At 67.5% G+C, this 19,987-nt stretch carries 18 protein-coding genes; 4 read left to right on the forward strand and 14 right to left on the reverse strand.

The features are described 5' to 3' along the window. Positions 1-85: 85 nt before the first annotated feature. The gene (locus ACZ6NZ_RS19250; protein WP_465859379.1) at positions 86-1,390 is read right to left on the reverse strand and encodes a DNA cytosine methyltransferase; all 1,305 of its coding nucleotides are present in this window, start codon (positions 1,388-1,390) and stop codon (positions 86-88) included. A 157-nt stretch (positions 1,391-1,547) separates the two neighbouring features. Between ACZ6NZ_RS19250 and ACZ6NZ_RS19255 the strand changes: the two genes are divergently transcribed. Beyond that, positions 1,548-1,889, forward strand: a complete 342-nt coding sequence (locus ACZ6NZ_RS19255; RefSeq protein ID WP_465859380.1) for a DUF4259 domain-containing protein — start codon at positions 1,548-1,550, stop codon at positions 1,887-1,889. 77 nt (positions 1,890-1,966) lie between these two features. On the opposite strand, the gene ACZ6NZ_RS19260 is transcribed toward ACZ6NZ_RS19255, so the two are convergent. The 5 genes from ACZ6NZ_RS19260 to ACZ6NZ_RS19280 form a co-directional block, all read right to left on the reverse strand. Then, complete coding sequence (locus ACZ6NZ_RS19260) at positions 1,967-2,569, reverse strand: hypothetical protein (RefSeq protein ID WP_465859381.1); 603 nt, start codon at positions 2,567-2,569, stop codon at positions 1,967-1,969. Positions 2,570-2,581: 12 nt separating this feature from the next. Then, a complete protein-coding gene (locus ACZ6NZ_RS19265) occupies positions 2,582-5,434 on the reverse strand; it encodes a Z1 domain-containing protein (protein WP_465859382.1) in 2,853 nt (950 codons plus the stop codon). A 7-nt stretch (positions 5,435-5,441) separates the two neighbouring features. Continuing rightward, positions 5,442-6,428, reverse strand: coding sequence for a PD-(D/E)XK motif protein (locus ACZ6NZ_RS19270; protein WP_465859383.1), 987 nt, complete (start codon positions 6,426-6,428; stop codon positions 5,442-5,444). Then, positions 6,425-8,068, reverse strand: coding sequence for an ATP-binding protein (locus tag ACZ6NZ_RS19275; RefSeq protein ID WP_465859384.1), 1,644 nt, complete (start codon positions 8,066-8,068; stop codon positions 6,425-6,427). The genes ACZ6NZ_RS19270 and ACZ6NZ_RS19275 overlap by 4 nt, the downstream gene beginning before the upstream one ends. A 1,169-nt stretch (positions 8,069-9,237) precedes the next feature. Beyond that, positions 9,238-10,002 carry an alpha/beta fold hydrolase gene (locus tag ACZ6NZ_RS19280; RefSeq protein ID WP_465859385.1) on the reverse strand — a complete coding sequence of 255 codons (765 nt, stop codon included), beginning with the start codon at positions 10,000-10,002 and terminating at the stop codon, positions 9,238-9,240. 96 nt (positions 10,003-10,098) lie between these two features. On the opposite strand from ACZ6NZ_RS19280, the gene ACZ6NZ_RS19285 reads away from it, so the two are divergent. Beyond that, a complete protein-coding gene (locus tag ACZ6NZ_RS19285; RefSeq protein WP_465859386.1) occupies positions 10,099-10,536 on the forward strand; it encodes a VOC family protein in 438 nt (145 codons plus the stop codon). A 24-nt stretch (positions 10,537-10,560) separates the two neighbouring features. Here ACZ6NZ_RS19285 and ACZ6NZ_RS19290 read toward each other — a convergent pair whose 3' ends face one another. The 5 genes from ACZ6NZ_RS19290 to ACZ6NZ_RS19310 form a co-directional block, all read right to left on the reverse strand. Next, a complete protein-coding gene (locus ACZ6NZ_RS19290; protein WP_465859387.1) occupies positions 10,561-11,781 on the reverse strand; it encodes a hypothetical protein in 1,221 nt (406 codons plus the stop codon). 86 nt (positions 11,782-11,867) lie between these two features. Continuing rightward, the gene (locus ACZ6NZ_RS19295; RefSeq protein ID WP_465859388.1) at positions 11,868-12,263 is read right to left on the reverse strand and encodes a VOC family protein; all 396 of its coding nucleotides are present in this window, start codon (positions 12,261-12,263) and stop codon (positions 11,868-11,870) included. Next, positions 12,260-13,006 carry an arsenate reductase/protein-tyrosine-phosphatase family protein gene (locus ACZ6NZ_RS19300; RefSeq protein ID WP_465859389.1) on the reverse strand — a complete coding sequence of 249 codons (747 nt, stop codon included), beginning with the start codon at positions 13,004-13,006 and terminating at the stop codon, positions 12,260-12,262. Before ACZ6NZ_RS19300 ends, ACZ6NZ_RS19295 begins: the two co-directional genes overlap by 4 nt. A 62-nt stretch (positions 13,007-13,068) precedes the next feature. Beyond that, positions 13,069-13,602, reverse strand: coding sequence for a WapI family immunity protein (locus ACZ6NZ_RS19305; RefSeq protein ID WP_465859390.1), 534 nt, complete (start codon positions 13,600-13,602; stop codon positions 13,069-13,071). A gap of 45 nt (positions 13,603-13,647) precedes the next feature. Next, the gene (locus tag ACZ6NZ_RS19310; RefSeq protein WP_465859391.1) at positions 13,648-14,793 is read right to left on the reverse strand and encodes a hypothetical protein; all 1,146 of its coding nucleotides are present in this window, start codon (positions 14,791-14,793) and stop codon (positions 13,648-13,650) included. Positions 14,794-14,926: 133 nt separating this feature from the next. On the opposite strand from ACZ6NZ_RS19310, the gene ACZ6NZ_RS19315 reads away from it, so the two are divergent. Further along, positions 14,927-16,504 carry a gluconokinase gene (locus ACZ6NZ_RS19315; RefSeq protein WP_465859392.1) on the forward strand — a complete coding sequence of 526 codons (1,578 nt, stop codon included), beginning with the start codon at positions 14,927-14,929 and terminating at the stop codon, positions 16,502-16,504. Positions 16,505-16,510: 6 nt separating this feature from the next. On the opposite strand, the gene ACZ6NZ_RS19320 is transcribed toward ACZ6NZ_RS19315, so the two are convergent. Continuing rightward, complete coding sequence (locus ACZ6NZ_RS19320; protein ID WP_465859393.1) at positions 16,511-16,795, reverse strand: putative quinol monooxygenase; 285 nt, start codon at positions 16,793-16,795, stop codon at positions 16,511-16,513. Between the two features lie 225 nt (positions 16,796-17,020). Between ACZ6NZ_RS19320 and ACZ6NZ_RS19325 the strand changes: the two genes are divergently transcribed. Further along, positions 17,021-18,388, forward strand: coding sequence for a serine hydrolase (locus ACZ6NZ_RS19325; RefSeq protein ID WP_465859394.1), 1,368 nt, complete (start codon positions 17,021-17,023; stop codon positions 18,386-18,388). 7 nt (positions 18,389-18,395) lie between these two features. Here ACZ6NZ_RS19325 and ACZ6NZ_RS19330 read toward each other — a convergent pair whose 3' ends face one another. After that, positions 18,396-19,166, reverse strand: coding sequence for a hypothetical protein (locus ACZ6NZ_RS19330; RefSeq protein ID WP_465859395.1), 771 nt, complete (start codon positions 19,164-19,166; stop codon positions 18,396-18,398). A gap of 53 nt (positions 19,167-19,219) precedes the next feature. Next, positions 19,220-19,978: a MerR family transcriptional regulator gene (locus ACZ6NZ_RS19335; protein WP_465859396.1), complete on the reverse strand. Its 759-nt coding sequence runs from the start codon at positions 19,976-19,978 to the stop codon at positions 19,220-19,222. Positions 19,979-19,987 lie beyond the last annotated feature (9 nt).

A 19,987-nucleotide genomic window follows, 5' to 3' on the forward strand; every position in this document is an offset into this window, starting at 1 on the left:
CGGCTGCGTCCCTTACGGCCTTTCCAAGCCTGCTCAGGAGGTAGCGTATCGGCCCATACGCGGTCGACTCGCCCTTCGCCGCCAGTCATCGTCGACTTTCAGCCTCGTCCAGCGCCGCAGCGATGGCACGTGCGAAGAACTCGCCCATCCGCACCGGGACCGCGTTCCCGAGCTGGCGCATCTGCTCACCTCTAGGCCCTTTAAGGACCCAGCTATCGGGGAAGGTCATCACCCGCGCGACCTCCCGAACCGTCATATACCGATGGCGGTACCTCAGCGAACTATCAGCGGTCGGCTCGGAGAGCAAGTCGTCGGTGAGCATTACCGACTCGCCGCCCGGAACCCCGTGCACTCCCGCCTTTACAGTCTTCGCGGGCCGATCCAGCTCATTCGGAGTGTGACCTCGATAGATGCGCGCGTCCGGCCAACCAATGTGGTCGAGCACGCCACCAAGCTCGTACTCACGACGGTCAAGCTTGTCCCAGGAAACCGGTGGTAGCGGCCGTCGCCGGTCGATCTCCTCCTTGAGCGCGTCGCGCAGGGTCAACCAGGGAAGCCTTCCGTCGTCGAGGGGAATCCACTTCGGGAGGCGCGACTCTACCTGCTCGCGGACATGGTGCGGCACTTCCGGGTGCCTCCGCCAATACAAGCCGTCCTGAATGGAGCGAACGAGTGCGGCTTCGGAGTGAGTCGGCGCGATGGACTCCTTGAACCGCGTCAAGTCGACTTCAAGGTCGCATCGGAAGGCGACAATAATGATCCGGTTGCGTGTCTGCGGTACCCCATAGTCGGCCGCGTTCACCCGAGTGGTCACGACCTTGTACCGCTTCTTCGGATCGCTTGGGCCTTCCGAGAGACGCGCTTGGAGAACGGCGTCGTGCTCTCGCCAACTGGCCCCTTCTTCGCGCTGCTCGAAAGGTAGGGCAAGCTCTCGCTCGATGTAATCGAAATAGGGCCGGAACGACGGGCGCAGCAAGCCTTGAACGTTCTCGCAAATGACGGCCTTAGGCTGGATTTCCCGGATTGCTCGGAACATCTCAGGGAACATGTTCCGCCCGTCCTCGTCGCCCTTAGCGACCCCGCCAAGGCTGAACGGCTGACACGGCGGCCCACCGGCAAGCAGGTCGACCTGATCCCACAGATAGTCGAATTTGATCTCCCGCACGTCCCCGGGAACCAACGGCCACGCCCGCCCGGCCCGAGGTATGAACTCCTCATCGCCGCGGAGCTTCGCCTTGTTAGCCTCCAGTGTCTTGCAGGCCCACTTGACGAGTTCGTTGACCAGGAGGGGACGGAAGCCAGCTCGATGGACCGCCATCGCCAGCCCTCCGCCGCCGGCGAACAACTCGACCGAGGTGCGGTCCTTGGGCTCCCCCGGCGGCTCAAGCATTGTGAAAGCATACCGCGGAGTTGTGGATCTTAGAAGCCGGCTCACCGGCGGTCGCTCGCCGCTTGCCAAGCCCGGCCATCGGGAATCCGCTACACATTGGCCCCGTCCTCCAATCTTCCGCGACCGTCTACCTGCCGTGGTTCAAATAGGAGAGAACATGGCCACCTGGAACGTAGGGCCCTTCGACAATGACGACGCGGCGGAGTGGTGCGAGCAGTTCGAGTCAGCCCCGCCCGCCGAACGGACCGAGAGGGTAGCGGGAGCGTTGATGCGAGCAATCTCGGTCTCGGCTTCCCCTCTATCTGATGCGGCCGCAGCCCAGGCGGTCGCCGCAGCCGCAGCAGCCCTTCGGGCCCACACCGGCTTGCCTGACTTGACCACCCCGCATGCGCCTCGGCTTGTCGACGGCGTCGACTATGTCGATGTGAGCCCAGACCTGCTACGACTCGCCGCAGCCGCTATCGGGGTGGTCATGCGGGAGGACTCCTCCTGGCGCTGAAGATGGGCCGATGACGTCGAGGGTGATCTCGCGGTCGAGGCGTTGAAACGGCTCTACGCGGCGCTGGGCGAACAGTACTAGCCCGCCGTTGACAACCATCGTCGTCGCACGAAGTCCACATCAAGTCCGCAATGCTCAGCGATCCGGCGGAGACGCTCGGATCTCTCAGCACCGATCGGAGCAGCTTCGGTTCTGTAAACAACGATCAGTGGACGCTCGACCGAGTCGACCGCCTCATTTAACGCCGCCCAGACCAGGTCGCGGAAGTTGCGCACACGGCCCCAGCACACGTAGCGCTCCCGCGAGCCATCGGTAGCTTTGCAGTGCATAGGCTTCTCGCGGATGGTCTCCGGTCGAACGCGCCACTTTGAGCCGAGGATGAGCGGAACGAAATCACTCGGCGGAGTCAAGTGCTTCGAGACGTATTGGGCGTAAGATCCAAAGCTCTCGACGGCGCGCGCGTACTCCTTCAGCGGCACGTCCTTAAGCCACACTCGCATGCCTTCCGACGTCATGTAGTCGGCGAGCACCCCCCCGATCGCGTCATCCTCCACCCAGCGCGTGTAGTAGGCGGTCTTGGCGCGTACCGGGAGTTCTTCCCAGTCGAGCGTGTCCACCTGGCGATAGAGTTCGCGAATGACCTCGGCGCGGACCTTCTCCGGAACTGATGGCTCGGGCAACGTTTTACATCCTTACCATGCGTAATTTCCTGTCGGGATGGGCCGCTTAGCGGCGACCTGATAAACCAACGGCCGGGTGCCGGCCGGGACCGCCTTCTCGGGCAGCTCGAGCCGGATTGCCATGACCACACCGTCCGGCCACGTGTCGTGCGGAATTTCCTCGTAAGCCCGATCCTTGTCGATCACCGGATAGATGATCGCGCAGCCGGTCTTTGAGGTTCGCCCGGTGAGGGACGCGAGCCCCGCGCGGTGGAGACTTTCCGAGTTTCCACGCAGGCTGTCATTCTCGATCTTGCGGCCATGGAGCGAGAACGTGCCGAGGCCGGGAATGGTCACGCCGCGGTCGGAGCGCCGCTGCGGAAGCACGATGATCCACTTGTCGATAGCCTGGTCGTCCAGGCTCTCAATCCAGGCCAGGTCGGCCTTGAAGGTGTCGTCGGTCCGCCACTGGAGCTGCTTAAGAACCACGACCATCTCGGCGTGGGAAACCTTGCCAGTCATCGCATCGAAGCTCCTGGCGCCAGCGGACAAAATGCTCCTGTTCGACGCCACCCGCAACAGCGGTGTCATGACCTTGACGTTGTTCCGCAGCTTCTCTTGCTCCGCCAAGGCGGGGTAGCCGGAGCTGGGCTCTTTGCTCTGGCTGCGCTTCTCCACGAGCTGGGCGTAGCGCATCTTGTTGGCCGCCGTGGGGCGGAGCCCGTGCCGGGCTACCAAGGGCTGAATGTCGGCCGGCGTGACCAGCGGGCGCCCGCCCGCCATCACCGCGTACTGCCGTAGCTCGTCGCGAAAAAGCTCCTCGTCCCGACAGGCGGCTTCGAAAGCGTCGCGGATCTTGGCGGTAATAAACAGGCGGACGAGGTCGCGGTACCCCGGTCGGAAGCCGAACCATCGCCCCATCTGCATCAGCGCCTCGGCGTGCCCGACTGTGCGGAGGTAGTAGGTGATCGTGAGGCCTTCGACGGTGAACCCGCGCGCCAGCTTGTTGCCACCGACCAGGATTCGCCACACCGAGCGGCCGTCGAAGTCCAGTTCTTCCCGATCCGGCTCCTTGTTGCTGTTAATCACCAGTACTGGGTCACCGTTCGGCGCGATTTTGCGAACGACTCGCCCGATTAGCGGTTCGAGTTCCGCGAACGATGCGGGCATGAAATATTCCGAACCGAGCCCCTGGGAAGCCGGAGCGAAGTCGCCGTCGTAGAGTTCGCGGAGCCTCCTCATCCCGGAGGCAAGGGTATAGCCCGATCTACTCCACAGTTCCTTGATGGTCTCCGCGCGGATCTTATGTTTCGCCTTCTTGGCGGCCTCGTGCACGAGCATCGTGTGGTGGCGGTAACGATCCTCATCAGGGCTCAGTCCCTGCCGATAGAGCTTTAGGGCGCCGGCGAGCACGAACGAGTCGAGTGCCCGCTGAAAAGCGAGCTCTTCGTCACCATCATCGATCAGTCGGACATGCACCCTCTCCTTCGAGTTCGCGAAGGTTCGCTCCGACTCTGGGACCGAGGAGTCAATGTCGTGAAAATCATCGACACCCATGTAATCCAGCGGCCGGCGCAGGGCGAGCAGATAGTCGGACGGGAACACATCATTTTTGTCCGTGTAGTCGCTGAAGACGTTGGCGAACGGCGTCGCGGTATAACCAACGTATTGCACGCGAGGCAGCATTTGTAGCAGCGTCGAAATGCGCTCGTTAATCGTGGTGCGTTCCTTCTTGGCATCCGGCGACTGCTTCTCCGGATCGACGGTGTTGATAGACGCCTGGTCTGACTCGTCGTCGATGATGAGAGCGGGGATATCCTCGAGGCGGTCGGCGTTGTTCTTCAGGTCAGAAATGAGGTTTTGCAACACCGACTCGTTCTTTTTAACTACGATGAGCCGAGCATCGGTGGAATACAGATTATCCGGGCTCCAGACAGGCTTCGTCTTGTCCTTGCGCTCGAACTCCAGCGCCGGCAAGCCCTGCTGGAGGGAGCGGTAGTCGAAGCGGCGGGTGGTCATCCGCCGAATCTCGGGCTTACCTAGGATCAACGGCCGCACGCCATATCGGTTGAACCGGCCCTTAATCCAATCCTCATCATCGAAATAATCGATATGCTTCGCCGCATCGATGTCGTTTTCATCGAAGCCGCGGAGAATATTTTCTCGTCCGACCAGCTCCATGTCTAGCCGTCGCTGAGTCTGCTCCCGAAGCAGATTGGTCGTGCCGGTCATCACGATAATGAGGCGGTACCCCGCATCGATCGCCTTGGCGATGACCCCTGCAAAGTTCGCCGTCTTACCGCTCTGCACATAGCCAACAACCAGGCCTTTAGTCTGAACCGGCTTGCTTTGCGTTGGGTTGGCGAACCTTTCCAGCACCCGGCTTGTGGCCGCGTCCAGACGAGTGATCGCCCCGGCTTTCCACTTCCTTCGCTCGCGAAGGTAGGCCACGTAGTGGCTCCAGTAAAAATCTCGTTGCCGCTGAAGCTCGGCGGTATACCACGGTTCCCACTTGCCAGCGATCACGGTGTCGTCGTCGGTGGCAATCGAGAAGTTGTTGGCAAAGTCGGTGGCCGTCTTGTCGCCGAGGCCGAGCAACTTCATGATTCGAGCGCGTCGCATCTCGGTGTTTGGTTTGGTGTCACCCATCCACAGGCCCGGCTCGATGGGCGCGTGATCCCAGGTAGCCAGCCGAATATGCAGCTGAACCCGGAGCTCGTCATTGGGGTCGGCGGCCGAGATATACTCCCGCAGACGGTCCTCCGACACATCGAGTGCGGGGTCGATGTCCTCCGCCTCGACGGCGGCCCGCCGCACCAGTGCCTTTGGCCCGCTGACCATAGCGCCGAGAGCCCCGAGGTACGCAGTGACCAGTGATTCGCTCATGGTGTCCTCACGATCCGAGTGCGGCGACGATGACTAAGGGAATGGTGACGGGGCTGGCAATGCCGTCTAGGTCAACTCGATAGCGAACCTGCATCAATCGAGCGATCGACAGGCCGGCTCGCTGCAGCGCGTCCGGGACCAACCGCGGAAACTGCTCGTCCACCTCAAAGGCGGCGCTCTCCGTGCGACGCTCCCAGCGCGACGTCAGCAGCTGGGCGTAGGCGGCGGACCACCCGGCCCCGCTTAGCTTCGCTTCGAAGTCGTTGCGAGTCGTGCTGTGGAGAGTTGATCCGACCTCTTCAATCAGTTCCGGCAGCGTCTTCCCGAAGCCCGCGCCGGCAGCCGTCAGTTGGTGCGACACGAGCCACAGCGGCCGGTCCGTCGTGGGCTGCAGCTGGGTTAGCGAATCGATCCAATGAGCGCGGCGCTCGCTGATCGTCGTCTTTATCTCCACGTCCACAGCAGGCAGGCCGAAGTCGTGTTCCTCGCCCTGCGGACCTCGCCAGGCGCCCACTGCCGCCGAACCGCCGATTCTCGCGGCCAGGCCACCGAGCGTCATTAACTCGCCGAACAGACCGATCTCTCGCTCTTGAGAGATCGCCTCCGGTTCTCGGAGGAGAGAGGCCAACTGTCCGAGCGTCTCCCGCAGCGCGCGAGCGGGCTCCATCTCCGCGATCTGGATGCGGTCGGCCATCGAGCAGAGCACCGGGTATGCATCCCGGAACAGGGCCGCCGCGACAACGACCACTTCCAAGTGGTGCTGTCCCTCGTGATCCGCCACGCGGGCGACAATGTTGTTCAGCCCGGTGACCGGAGCCTGAGTGTCCGGGCCGACCTCAATCCGCAGACCGAGCTCCGGCTTCGTGGGGCGAACGAACACCGACACTGCTGGTGTCCCGCGGATCGGCAGGACGACCGGAACTTCGCTGGCGAGATACCGATCGAAGCTCTCGACAGTCACGTGACGTCTATCCAGGTTCACCGCCGACGTCATCGGCGCTCCGCTTGCACGGCGGTGGTGAGAACGGACTGCCACAGTTCCATATTGTCCTTGTCGCGCGCGCCGTGGTAGTTACCCTCGAACGAATCCGCCACCAGAAGGTACAACAATGCTTTGACCAGCGGGAGATCGTTAAGGCCGCCGTGCTTACCGCCGAGCAGCATCTTGCGGTAGCGCTTGTTGAGCCACAACGTGCTCTGTTCTCGATCCACTCGGAAGAACGAATCGTCCACGAAGGTCGCCCAGCGGATCTCGATGGCGTCACGGCCGAGGATCGGTGGCACCTCCTTGCGGATTACGTCCTTGACGGTGGAGGGAAGGCCCGATCCGGGATGAATCATCGGCGTTCGCTTCATCGAGCGGGCGTTCGCCGTTCGATAGACTTGCTCGGCCAGGTCAAAGTAATCATTGAAGTTAATGCCGTCCGATGACCGAGCTGCTGCGGCGAGGCGGGAGAACTCCAGTCCGACGAGCACCCGGGATTTCTCCGCGTTCATGTGAAACATGCCGGCGACGTCCCCGTCGATGTCAACCTCGACTCGCGCCAGCTGCAGCTTTGCGTGCGATACGTGGATGCCTTCCCAGCCGCCGAACTGCAGCAGCCGGTCCCGGCGGTAGAAGTAAAGCCCCTGATAATCGACCGGCGTCCCCCGCAGCCGGTAGGATGGGGTGCTGCTCTTGCCCGGCCAGATGTGGCATTTGAAGGAGATATCGACTCCGTCGACAGTGGCAGTCAGCCTCTTGGGGTAGCCCTGAGCGCCCGGTCGTGAGTAGGCGAACGGGTTCAGCGGGGTGACTGGGATCGGAGGTCCGAGATATGCCTGATCTACGTCGTAGACCTCGAAGTCGACGCTCAGCCGCTCCTGTTCGAGGAATCGATGGAATACTATCCCGAGGTGCTGGCATGCGCCGGTGATCAGCCGATCTATGAAAATCTCAACCCGGTGCGCCTCCGAGCCGGCAGGGAAAGTGACGACATCATCCCACCGGATGATGGTTCCAGACTTGCCGAGCGAGATTCGCCAGTCTCGGTCGAACTCAGCGGTGACGAACGGAGCAGGAACCACATCGCACGAGAAGTCGCGCTTCGTCGCGGTGTTCACCCGCCACCTGCGGCCGACCGGGTTATGCCCGGCAGCACGGGACATGACGGTAAGGCTGCGTGCCTGACTGAACGACGCAGCCTTGAGTCCGAGTCCGAAGTGTCCGAGGTCAGAAGTCTCGTAATCACGCCGCCCGCCTACGGTCATGGCCGTATCTATCTGGGCGGGAGCCATGCCTCGGCCATTATCGGTCACGTAGAGCACGCGCGGAAGACCGCCCGCGACGACGAGCCTGATCACGACATTGGTGGCGCCGGCGTCGACCGAGTTGTCAACCAGGTCAGCCAGCGCCGTCTCAAGCGAGTGGTTCCGCCCGATCGCGTCGAGCGCCCTCGGATCCGGTGGCAGATCGATACTGCCGTCAGTTGGAACATCCGGGATCCAGTCGCTCACCCTGCCTCCAGCGTTACTGTTTTCCTGGTTTGCGTGCTCCGCAGCCAGCAGAGAATCCGCCGCGTACGCCTCAAGCGTCCGTCGCCGGTGGTCCTCAATCCAGACCTCAATCTGACGCAAGGGCGCACGTTCACTCATCGTCAAGCTCCCTCAGGCTGGGCGCTGGATCAGTAGCCATGGCGCATGTCGTCCTGGAGCTGCATTCGAACTCGACGGCTGTTGCGGAATCGCCAGAGGCACCAAGGGAGTAGTCCGCAGCCGAGATCTGGGCAATGGGCAGCTCGGCGCCTCATGCGCCAGGCGGTCGATTAGATCGTCGCTCTTCTTGTTCGTCTGCGCGATGACGCTCCGCTCCTCGTGCCCGCCGCCGACTCTCACCGCAGTGCGGACGGCAAGCTTCGCCCTGCCGGCCCGAGGCAGCGAGTCGACCACGACGCCCCGGCGTTCGGCAGACCGTAGGTCCGCAAGAACCGCCGAGGCCACTCTCTCTGCCTCCACCCCAGGCAGAAGCGCCAGCTCGGTAAGCACCGTCACCCCGCTTTCACTGACGGTGCTCGGACCCTATCGCCCTTGGTCCTGCCGGCGGGACCCCCAGTATTCAGCCGTTTAGTTGGTCCCGGCTGCCCTACTCGCGCTGTCAATAACCTCAGAAGTTGATGTTGCCGCTGAGCAATCGGTGATGGTCGCTGACGACATCTGCCCTGTTCAGCGGCGATGGCCGCCCGCCCGGGCTAGCGAGCCACGGGCACGGCGAAAGTCGGATTACATTCGACTGCCGGGCAGTCGGCGGTGCGGCGAAGCGTGTCGCCTGTCCGAGATCTGACAATCGCGGCATTAGAGACGCCTGGTCGAGCTATGGGGGCGGTGGCTGAGCCACATCGCAACTAGGCGCCCACCGGCCATGGCCACTAATGGACAGTGCTTTCCCGTCCTCGACCGTGAATGCCGTGTTGACCCGCTGCTGGATCAATCGGCTGTCACACATCGACCGGGCTGCCGCCAGCCGCCGCCGTCGGCGATGTACCTACTTCTTGACGTCGACATGCAGCATCGCGCGGGGCACGCCCGCCGAGCGGCCCTACCCCTGGGACCAATTGTTTCGCCCGTCTGAAGCAGCAGCACCATGCTGGTAGGCATGTCAACCCCACTTTTACTGGGCGATTCCCGGACCCCCTACCGCCGGCCGTCCCGGGTCCTGTGGCAGCTCCGTCACGCCCTACCCGCCGACGTGTACGCCACCGCCCGAACGATCGCCGCTCGGTGCTCCTCGCGAACCCGATCCGTCGCGCTGCGCACACTCCCCTGGCTCAGTGCCGCTTGGACAGAAAGGCACGGATAGCAGCGGCGAACTGCGCTTGCGCATCGTGATGCACGACGTGACCTGCTGGCAGCTCGACGAGCCGAGCCTGGCCTGGGCGGCGGGCGATCATTTCGCGAGCATGATCGGCGGCAAGCTCGTCGCTGCGCGTGCCGCGGATCAGAAGGGTAGGGCAGGTCACCGCTATCCAGTCCTTCCAGTGGTCGCCGTTGAGAGCTTTCTGGGACGCCACCGTGTCATCAATGCCGAAGGAGAAGCCCCAGCCGTCTTCCGACTGCCGGAAGGAGCACTCCAGGTAGGGCGCCGCCGCGCCCAGTGCCGAGGCCAGCGCGTCGCGGGATGGTGCTCGGTGAGGAAGGCGGGTGGTGAACGACCAATCGCAGTCCACGACCGCGCCGATGTCCTCGACGATCAGCGCAGTGACCAGATCCGGGTGCCGGCTGGCGTACTGGTAGGCGTTCACCCCGCCGAGTGAGTGGCCCAGCACCGCAGCCGGGCCCGCCTTGAGATGCCGGTGAAAGGCGGCGAGGTCGGCAACGTAGTCGTCTCGCTCGTAGCTTTCGGTACGGTCGGACTCTCCGTGCCCACGCTGGTCGAGCGCGATCACCCGCCAATGTGGTGCCAACGCCTCCGCCAGCGGCGCGAAAGCCGAAGCCTCGTTGTAGTGCCCATGCAGAGCCAGGAGGGGCTGACCCGGACCGCCAAAGTCCAGATACGAGAGCCTCCGACCGCCGACCGTGAAGAACTCCCGCATGACCTGGAATCCTAGATCAACGACCGTCGGCTTCCGTTGCACGAACGGTTTGGGGACGAGGGGTGCGGGAGAACTCCTAGCGCTAGGTTGAGGACCATGGAGCAGCGGATCAGCCTGATCACCCTGGGAGTCGCGGACGTGGCCCGCGCGAAGACCTTCTACGAGCAGCTCGGCTGGCGGGGTCAGGAGGTCGAGGAGACGGTCTTCATCCAGGCCGGCGGCCTGGCCCTCGTCCTCTGGAGCCGCGACAAGCTGGCCGAGGACGCGGGCATCGACGACCCAGGCACCGGCGGCTTCGGCGGGATGGGGCTCGCCCAGAACGTCCGCTCCCGAGCCGAGGTCGACGAGGTGATCACCACGGCGACCAGGGCCGGCGCGACGGTGACCAAGCCGGCTCGGGAGACCTTCTACGGCGGCTACGCCGGCTACTTCGCCGACCCGGACGGCCACCTCTGGGAGATCGCCTGGAACCCCGGCTTCACCCTCGCGGAGGACGGCTCCCTCACCGTCCCCGACTTCAGCGCCATGAACTGAGCGAACGGCAGGCGGAGACGCCGATCAGGGCGCCGGAGACGGGCAGAGCAGCGGGTCCAGCACCGGCAGCTGAACAGGGTCCAGGCAGATCGCCAGCAATCCCGGATCCGGCGAGGGCGTAGGCGTGGCGGTCGGGGTCGGCACCGGCGAGGCCGACGCGACGGGCGGCGTCGGAGGAGCCGAAGCGGGCGGGTCTGTCGGAGGAACCGACGTCGGTACCGGGCTAGCCGACGGGGTCGGCACGACGGACGGCGTAGCGGCCGGCGGCAGAGCCACCGCCACCACCGGGGACGGCACTGTGGAGACCTCTGCCGAGGCGGACGGCCGGACAATCGGGGCGGACGGCGGGTGCCATACGGCACTGTCGGCTGAGCCGACCCGCGACCGGGGTGCCACCGGACCGGTCGGCACAAGAACCGCCCCAGCCTTCGGCACGTCCCAGGCGATGATCTCCGCCGAGGGCACCGGCTCACGAGGACCCCACGCGCCAGGCCCCAGAGCGGTGGGCCCCAGCGCGCCCGGTCCGAGCGTCACGAACACCACCGCGGCGACGGCGGCAGCGCCGAGCGCCCGGCGGTCGGGGCGTACCGCCGTCAGCGGCGCGTCGTCGGGGTCCACCACCGGAGGAGGCGCGGGGGGATCGGCCCGGTGTGCGGCCAACAGCGCGTCCATCTGCGCGATGACGGCAGCCCGATCCTCGCTGGCCGCGAGGGTGAGATAGAAGCGGAAGTTCACCACGGCGTTGACCGGGACCAGCAGACCCTGCAATCGACCCCGGTCCGGCAACAGGGTGACCGGCACGTCGGGGTGGTGGGCGGGGCCGACCAGGTCCGCGTACCGCCACTCGCGCCGGTGCTCCCGTCCGCCGAAGGCCACCCGCCGGCTGGTCACCACGGCCATCCCGGCGTCCACGATCCGTAGGCCCGGCGGCAGGGCGTCGGAGGAGGGCTCAGCGAAGGAACATGGGCCAGGGGTGGGCAGACCGGGGACGTGCCGCGCCTCAGCCTCGACCAGCGTGGCGACGGGGAGGACGCGGAAGACCAGTTCGTCGTCGTCGAGCTCCACCGGTAGGCCGGTGCGGGGCTGCGTACACCCGAGGAAGCTGGCGGCTTCGATGCGGAGCCGGGCCAGGTGGTCGTCGCGGTGCCGCCAGGCGTCGGTGGCGTCGCGGTACGCGCGCTGCCGGCGCTCGTTCTCGCGCTCGGCCCAGGCGATCCGCCAGGGGGCGTGGGCCACAGAGGTCACGGTCACACGCGGTACAACCGCTCACGTACGTGACAGGCAACGCGACCAGGATCGATGCATCCCGTTGCGCCCGATAGAAGAGAATTTCAGGCAGCGGCAGGCTCGAAGAGTTCGACAGGATTACCAGCCGGATCGTCCAGGACGATCTGCCGACCGCCCGGCCCTGTGATGACGTCGCTGCGGAAGGGCACTCCGGCCGAGCGCAGCCGGGCAACCTCCGCGTCGATGTCGGCGACGATCAGGTGGATGCGGTTCCAGCCGCCGGGGTGTGGACGACGTCCGTCGGGCATGGACCGGCCTGCGGAACTCTTCGGCCCGGACAGCAGCAGCCGCAGGTTCCCGCGCCGGACGTCGGCGAACGCGGGCAGGAACGCGCTGATCGGGGTGAACCCGAGGTTGGTGGTGTAGAAGTCGAGCGCGGCAGCGACGTCGTCGACGAGGTAGCGCACGCTGACGGTGTCGTCATGGATGGGCTTGGTCATGATGCCTTCTCTCGTGGGGCGGAGAGTGTGTGCAGCAGGAAGCTGATGCGCTGGGCGAGTTCGGCTGCGACCCGCTCGAAGGCGGGCAGTCCGTCGGGGTCGGCCGCCGGGTCCGGGATGCTCCAGTGCACGAGCCGTGGATGCCCGAGGACCTCGGGGCAGACCTCCCTGACCCGGTCACACAAGGTGATCACGACGTCGAACTGCTGGGCGGTGAACTCGTCCACGTGTTTGGGGCGCGCCGTGCTCAGGTCGATGCCGCGCGCCGCCATGGCGGCTATCGCGTGGGAGTGGATCGATCTGGGCCGACTTCCGGCGCTGTAGGCCGCCACGGCACCGGCGGTGCCCTCCCGTAGCAGCGCTTCGGCCATCTGTGAACGCGAGCTGTTACCCGTGCAGAGGAACAACACTCGACCGCTCACCGAGGTGGCCGGTTCGGGTGAGGTGAGCCGCAACCCGGGGTGCAGTGCGGCACCGGTGCCGGACAGCAGGTGCCCACAGTGGGCCAGGTCAAGCGAGTAGTAGGTGTCGCGGCCGTCGGCGCTGCTGCGCCGCGCGGTCACCACCTCGGCCTTGCGCAGCTTGCCGAGGTGGTACGAGACGAGGTTCTGCGGTTGGCCGAGGAGCGCGGTCAGCTCACGCACGGCCAGGTCACCGCCGGCCAGTTCACTGATCAGCCGCCACCGCACCGGGTGCCCGACGGCCGTCAGGAACCCAGGAGGCGCGACGGGTGCCTCTCGCATCACAGGTCGGAGATTACATCAAATCAATTTGATGCAAAAGCGCGTTCAGCGTAGGCCGGTGCTCAGCCGGCGCGTCGGCGGTACGGCTGCGGGCCGTGGGTCGGGAACCGCGACTGGGTACGCGGTGGGTACGCCTCGCAGTGCTCGGCCCAGTGTTCGGCGGCGGTGACCAGGGCGTCAGCGGAGACGGTGAGGATAAGCGGATAGATCGCGGTGGACGGGCGGCGCATCCACGGTGGCAGTGACTCGGCGGAGAACTCCACTGTCAGCTCCAGCCGGCGGCGGCGCAGCACCCGGCTGCGCAGGGCCAGGTTGGGTTCGGTGAACCGGACCGTCGCCGGTGGCGCGCTCAGCGCGAGGGCGGCGGTGGCCTGCCCGTGCAGCCAGCCGCCGAGCGCGCGGGCCTCCTCGACCATGAGGCTCGGGTAGTGGTGTGACCAGGTCTGGCCGTCGGCGGTGCGGGCGTCCACCTCGATGAGCAGCCAGTCGTGCCAGCCGGGGGTGGCCCCGTCCGGGTCGTCGGGCGGGTCGATGCCGGGCTGGTAGCCCACCGGGCGTACCCGCACCCGAGCGCCATCGTCAGACCGGATCTCCACTCGATCATTCTGGCCGAGCGAAGCGGACTTCCGGCCCCGAATCGGTCACTTCGTGACGGTTCTCCGCACGCCCTGGTGCTCGGCGCAGGCGGTGGACCGGCCGCCGGCCAGGCTCACCGAACCGTCGCGGCACTGCACGAGGTAACCGCGTCCGGCCCAGAACTGCGGTACGCAGTCGAACCAGTCGCACACCTCGGCGGCCGGCTTGCGGATCCGCGTGCCGCCGCAGAAGCCGTACCCCAGCGGGTTTTCCGGTGCCCCGCAGCGCGGGCCCTGGGTCGCGCTGGGCGACGGGCGTGGTGACTTCGTCGGTTTCGGCGGCGGCGGGGGTTTCAGGGCGAGCGCCGGGCCGATCCGCGCGGGTGCGGCGCTGGCGGTGGGCGCCGGGGTGGCCGCGGCGGCGACCTCCGCGCCGCCGGTCGGGTCGGACGGGTTCGACTCGATGAGCGCCGCCGGCACCAGCAGCGCGATGGCCGCCGCCACCGCGATGGTCCTGCGGCCACCGGGCACGAACGACGACAGTCGGGCCTGCCCGGGGGTGGCCGCGGCCGGCCGGAACGGCTTGAGCTGAGCGTGCTCGGCGATCAGCTCGTCGAGTTGGGCGATCACCGCGGCGCGCTGTTCGATCGCGTCGGCGAAGGCCAGGGTGAGCGTGAACCGGAAGTCCGGCGCGGCGTCGGTGGGCAGCAACAACCCGGAGGTACGCCGCCGGTCCAGCACCTGGATCAGGGTGACCGGGGCCGTCGGGTCGTGGGACAGGCCGGTAATCCGCCCGTACGCCCAGTCGCGCCGGCCCCGCCCGCCGAGCAGCACGAGTCGACGGCTGGTGATCACGGCCATGCCGGCGTCGGTGACGCGTACGCCGTCCGGGCGGCGCGGGCGCAGCGGCCCGGTTCGCGGGGCGACGGTGAGGTCCGGCGCGGGCAGGACAGCGGTGTGCCGCACCTCGACCAGTTGCGCCGCGGGTAGCACCCAGAGCACCACCTCGTCGGCGGCCAACTCCAACGCCAGCCCGGCGCCGGCCGCGGCCGAGCCCTGGAAGTCGGCGGCCAGGGCGCGTAGCCGCCGTAACTCGTCGTCGCGTCGCCGCCACGCCGTCTCAGCGCCGCGGTACGTGCTGACCCGCCGCACGTTCTGCCGGTGCGCCCACCGGTACCGCCATGTGGAACCCGTCGAATCAGTCTTTGCCACGCCGACTCCTTCGCCGCGCAGGCCACCAATCTGGGGTGTCACACGGTTTAACAGGCGCGGCGCGGCACCCGGACACGCCGAAACGGGCGAACTACCCGATCGGCGGAGCAACCAGCACGATAGGGGGATACTGATGCCAACGTTCATGTTCTCCGAGGGGGTGACGGTCGTGCCGGCAGTCACGCTGCCCAAGGTCGTGATCGGGGTCGACATCGGCACCACCAGCACGAAGGCCGTCGCGTACGACACCGACGGGCGGCAGCTCGGCAGTCACCTGGTCGGCTACCCGCTGAACAACCCGCAACCCGGCTACGCCGAGCAGGACCCGCAGCTCATCCTCAACGCGGTGCTCAAGTCGATCAGCATGGTCGTGGCGGAGCTGGTCCAGCCGGTGGCCGGGTTGTCGTTCGGCTCGGCGATGCACAGCCTGATCGGGTTGGACCGGGACGGCACTCCGCTCACCCCGTCGGTGACCTGGGCCGACTCGCGGTCCACCCGGCAGGCCGAGCGGTTACGGGCGGTGCCGTCGGGGTTGGCCCTGCACCGGCGCACCGGCACACCGATGCATCCGATGTCGCCGCTGCCCAAGCTGCTCTGGTTCGCCGAGCAGGAGCCGAAACTCTTCGAGCGGGTGGCGCACTGGGTGGGCATCAAGGAGTGGGTGCTGCTGCGGCTCTGCGGCGTACTGGTCACCGACCACTCGATCGCCTCGGCCACCGGCCTGCTCGACATCCACGAACTGAGATGGGACGACGAGGCGCTGACCATCGCCGGCATCACCCAGCAACAGCTCCCGCAGCTCGTCGCCACCACCGCCGTGCTGCCGAACCTCACCCCGCAGGCCGCGGCGGAGACCGGCCTGCCGGAGCGCACCCCGGTGGTGGTCGGCGCCGGCGACGGGCCACTGGCGAACCTGGGTCTGGGCGCGGTGCACCCGGGCATGGTGGCCTGTTCGATCGGCACCAGCGGCGCGATGCGGGTGATGGTCGAGCGGCCCGGCGTGGACCCGCTCGGCGGGGTGTTCTGCTACGCGCTGACCGAGCACCGCTGGGCGGTCGGTGGCGCGATCAACAACGGCGGCATCGTGCTGAAGTGGGCCGGCGCGGCGCTCGCCCCGGACCTGGGCGAGCACTCCGAGGAGGACCTGGTCGCCCTGGCGGCCCGCGCGCCGGTCGGCTCGGGCGGGCTCATCATGCTGCCGTACCTGCACAGCGAACGGGCCCCACACTGGAGCGCCCTGCCGCGCGGCGCGTACGTGGGGCTGACCCACGCCCACCGCCGTGAGCACCTGGTGCGGGCCGCGCTGGAGGGCGTCTGTCAACAGCTCGCGCTGGTGCTCAGCTCGGTGCGCGCGGCCGGCAACGAGGTCCGGGAGGTCCGGGCCGGTGGCGGCTTCGCCCGCAGCGGCCTGTGGCGGCAGATGCTGGCCGACGCGCTCGGCCTGCCGGTGAGCTTCCCGGCCGCGCACGAGGGGTCGAGCTTCGGGGCGGCGCTGCTCGGCATGGAGGCGCTGGGGCTGATCCCCAGCATGGACGTCGCCGCCGACCTGGTGCGGATCGAGGAGACGGTCCGCCCCGACCCGGCCGCCGCGGCCACCTACGCGGCGCTGCTGCCGCTCTTCGCCGAGCTGTACGAGGCCCTCACGCCGACCTTCACCTCGATCCGCCGGATGGCGCCCGGCCTGCCCACCGGCCCCGAACCGTCGGCGTGACCAGGGTCAGGGCGCCTCGACCCCGGCGATCAGGTAGCGCCGCACGTCGGCGTCGAGGATGGCGACCTCCTGCGCGTCGTCCGGCCCGGAGCCCCGGAACGCGGCCAACTGCTCTGGTGACTCCCAGCGTTCGTAGACGTGGATCCGGCCGGGCTCCAACGGGTCGGCCGCCAGCAGGAAGTCGAGGCAACCGGCGGCGGCGCGCGCCCGCGCGATGACCTGCTCGCAGTCGGACAGGTACGCCTCGCGGGTGGCCGGTTCGACAGTCAGGCTGCCGGCGATGATCAGCACGGGTCCTCCGGGGTGATTGGCCGAGTGGCTGACCTTTGCTCTGCACCCGCCCGTGCGCCAGGCACGGTCCGTAACCGGCGCATCGGCGGGTGCAGAGCAAAGCGTGATTGCCTGCCGGGTCACAGTTATACCTGCGGGCCGCCGCTGAGGGGGACATTGCCGCCCGGACGGGTGACGACGGTCCCGCCGGTCCCACCCGCCCCCGGCGCTCCATATCGTGCAAACGTGAGAAAAAGCGACAAGAGGCGCTCATCTTCCCTGCTGGGGAACTCTGCCCGCGTACCGCTGAAGGTGTTGACGGCGGCGGTCGCGCTCGCGGTGCTCGCGACGACCGGGCCGGCCACCGCGGACGGCCCGGGTCGCCCGCCCGTCGCGGACCCGCCGCGGACAACCGAGCCGGGGTACGGGGTGCAGCCCGGCGACGGCCAGAGCCACGAGCCCGGCGTGGACCCGACGCCGGAGCGCCCGCCGACCAGTGAGGTGTCCTGGCTGTCGTTTCCCGGCGGAGTGTTCGCCGTGGACTCGCTCGGGCACACGGTGCGCTACCGCGCCTGCGACGGCGACACCGGTCGGGTCGCCGACCCGGGCATGCGGGTCGCCGCCGGGGTGGCCAGCGGCGCTGTCGTCGTCGGAGGCACCGCCTACCGCTACCGGGTGCCGCTGGTCGGGCGCAGCGAGGGCACGCTGGAGGTGATCGAGCGGCACCGCCCGCCGACGACGCTCACCGGAACGGTGGTGACCAGCCCGCAGCCACCCACCGACCCGGTCGCCGGGGCCCGACTGTTCCCGCTCAGCGGGCAGCTCGCCCGGGTGGTCGCCGACGCCAGCCTCAACCCGGCCGGGGTCACGGTGCGCGACCTGTCCGGCCGCTACGGCGACCAGCAGATCGCCGTCAACGGCTCGCTGCGCCCCAAGGCGGCAAGCGTCATCAAGCTGTGGATCCTCGTCGAGCTGCTCCGCCGGGTCGACTGTGGACAGGTTTCCCTCGACGACGGTGTGCTGGTCACCCCCCAGGATGTGGTCGGCGGCACCGGCCAACTGCAGTTTGAGACGTTCCCGCAGGTGGTCACCCTGCACCGGCTCGCCCAGTACCTGATCAAGTACAGCGACAACGTGGCCGCGAACGTGTTGATCACCTACCTGGGTGGGTTCGCCCCGGTCAACGCGCTGATCGACTCGATGAACCAGCGGTCCACCATCCTGGCCCGGCGGATGCTCGACAGCGCGGCGGCGCAACGCGGCGAGGAGAACTACACCAGCCCGGACGACGTGGTGTCACTGCTCGGCGCGGTCTGGGACGGCGAGATCCTCACCCCCGCCTCCCGCGACCTGATGATCGGCTTCATGCGGGAGCAGACCCTGAACACGAAGATCCCGGCGGCGTTGCCCCCCGGCGTGCCGGTGGCCCACAAGACCGGTGACCTGCCGGACGCCTCCCACGACGTCGGCTACTACCTGATCCCCGGCACCGAGACCGCCGTCGCGTTCCTCACCTCCGGCCCCATGGCCACCGGCGACGAGACGGTCCGGCGGATGGCCCGCACCGTCTACGACTTCCTGGTCACCCCCATCGAGGGGGCGGTCGAGGAGTGAGCCGCCCTCAGGCGCCGGGAATGTTCGCCGGCGGGTCCTCGTCGACGAGGTCGGCCGCCGGCGGGTCCGCCGACACGTTCAACCCGAAGTCCGAGTACGTCAGGTCGAGCTGGGCGGTCTGCGACTGCTCGCTGGCCAACTCGATGCGGTAGCGGACCAGCCGACCCTGCTCGTCCACGGCGGCGGTGAACGGGACCGCCCCGGCCCGGTCACCCAGCACGGCGCCGACGCCGCTGCCCAGCACCGCGCCGCTCTGACGCAGGTCCAGCGTGCCCGCGTACTCCCGCTCGGCGGTCAGCCGGACCCCCGTCGGCGCGCCCAGCGTGCTGGCCAACCGGGTGTTGTCCAGACCCTGCTTGGCCGCCGGGGCACCGGCCTTGCCGACGTGCCACCAGGTCTTGCCGTCCCAGACCGGGACGCGGCGGTCCGGGGCGGTGACCCGCACGTACACGTCCGGCCCGGTGGTCAACCGCTCGATCTTCACCACGCCGGTGGGCACCTTCAGCGAGGTGGTCTCCAGACCACGCTTCGCCGTCGGGTCCCACAGCAGCACAGTGGCGTCGCCATCCGTGCCGCCGGTGCCGACCGTCAGCTTGTACGGCTGCTCGTCGGCCTTCGCGGCGGCGGCCTTCAGCACACCGACCGGGTCGGCGTTCGCCGACACCGCCGGACGAACCGGGCCCGGGTCGTCGTCGCCGGCGGCGACCAGCGCCCACGCCCCGGCACCGACCGCCACCACGAGCACGGCGACAGCGGCGATCAGCTTCGGTTTCGGCACTGTCATCTCCCCGGGGCGGTGCGGTCCGGCCAGACTAGCCGGACCGCCCGTCGTCACGCCCGGCTGATCGCGTTGGCGTGGATCGCCTCGTGCAGATACCCGGCCAGCCCCGGGGCGATGTTCTCGTAGAACGCGGTGAACCGCTCGTCGGCCAGGTACATGTCGGCCAACCCGGTGTGGATCTCGTACGAGCACTCGTAGAACCAGCGGCTGATGAGCTGCCGGTGCTCCTCGGCCAGGTCCATCGCCTCCGGGCTGTCCGCCGCGGCGCCCGAGGTCAGCACCGCGACCATCCGCCGACCCCAGTCCTCGTTCTCCGCCTTGTTGCGCAGCCAGTCGTCCTTCGTGTAGCGGGACACCCGCCGGTTCGACTCCCGGTACGCGTCGGTGTCACCCCAGCGCTGCTCCGCCTCGGCCCGGTGCTGCTCCGGGTCGAAGTCCCCGAAGACCTCGAACCGCTCCTCCGGCGTGAGTTGAATGTTCATCCTGCTCGCCTCCATCGCGAACTCGATCGCCGCGACCATCTCCTGCAACCGGGTGAGCCGTACCGTCAGCAGTTCGTGCTGCCGGCGCAGGTGCGCGGCCGGATCGGCCGCCGGGTCGTCGATGATCGCGGTGATCTCCTCAAGCGGGAAACCAAGCTCCCGGTAGTACAGGACGAGTTGCAGCCGTTGCAGGTCCGCGTCGTCGTAACGGCGGTAACCCGCCGAGGTGCGCCCGCTGGGCGAGAGCAACCCGATCTCGTCGTAGTGGTGCAGCGTCCGCACCGTCACGCCGGCCACCTTCGCCACCTGACCCACCGTGTACGCCATGGTCCCCCT

The organism is Micromonospora sp. NPDC047756 (genome assembly GCF_055587245.1).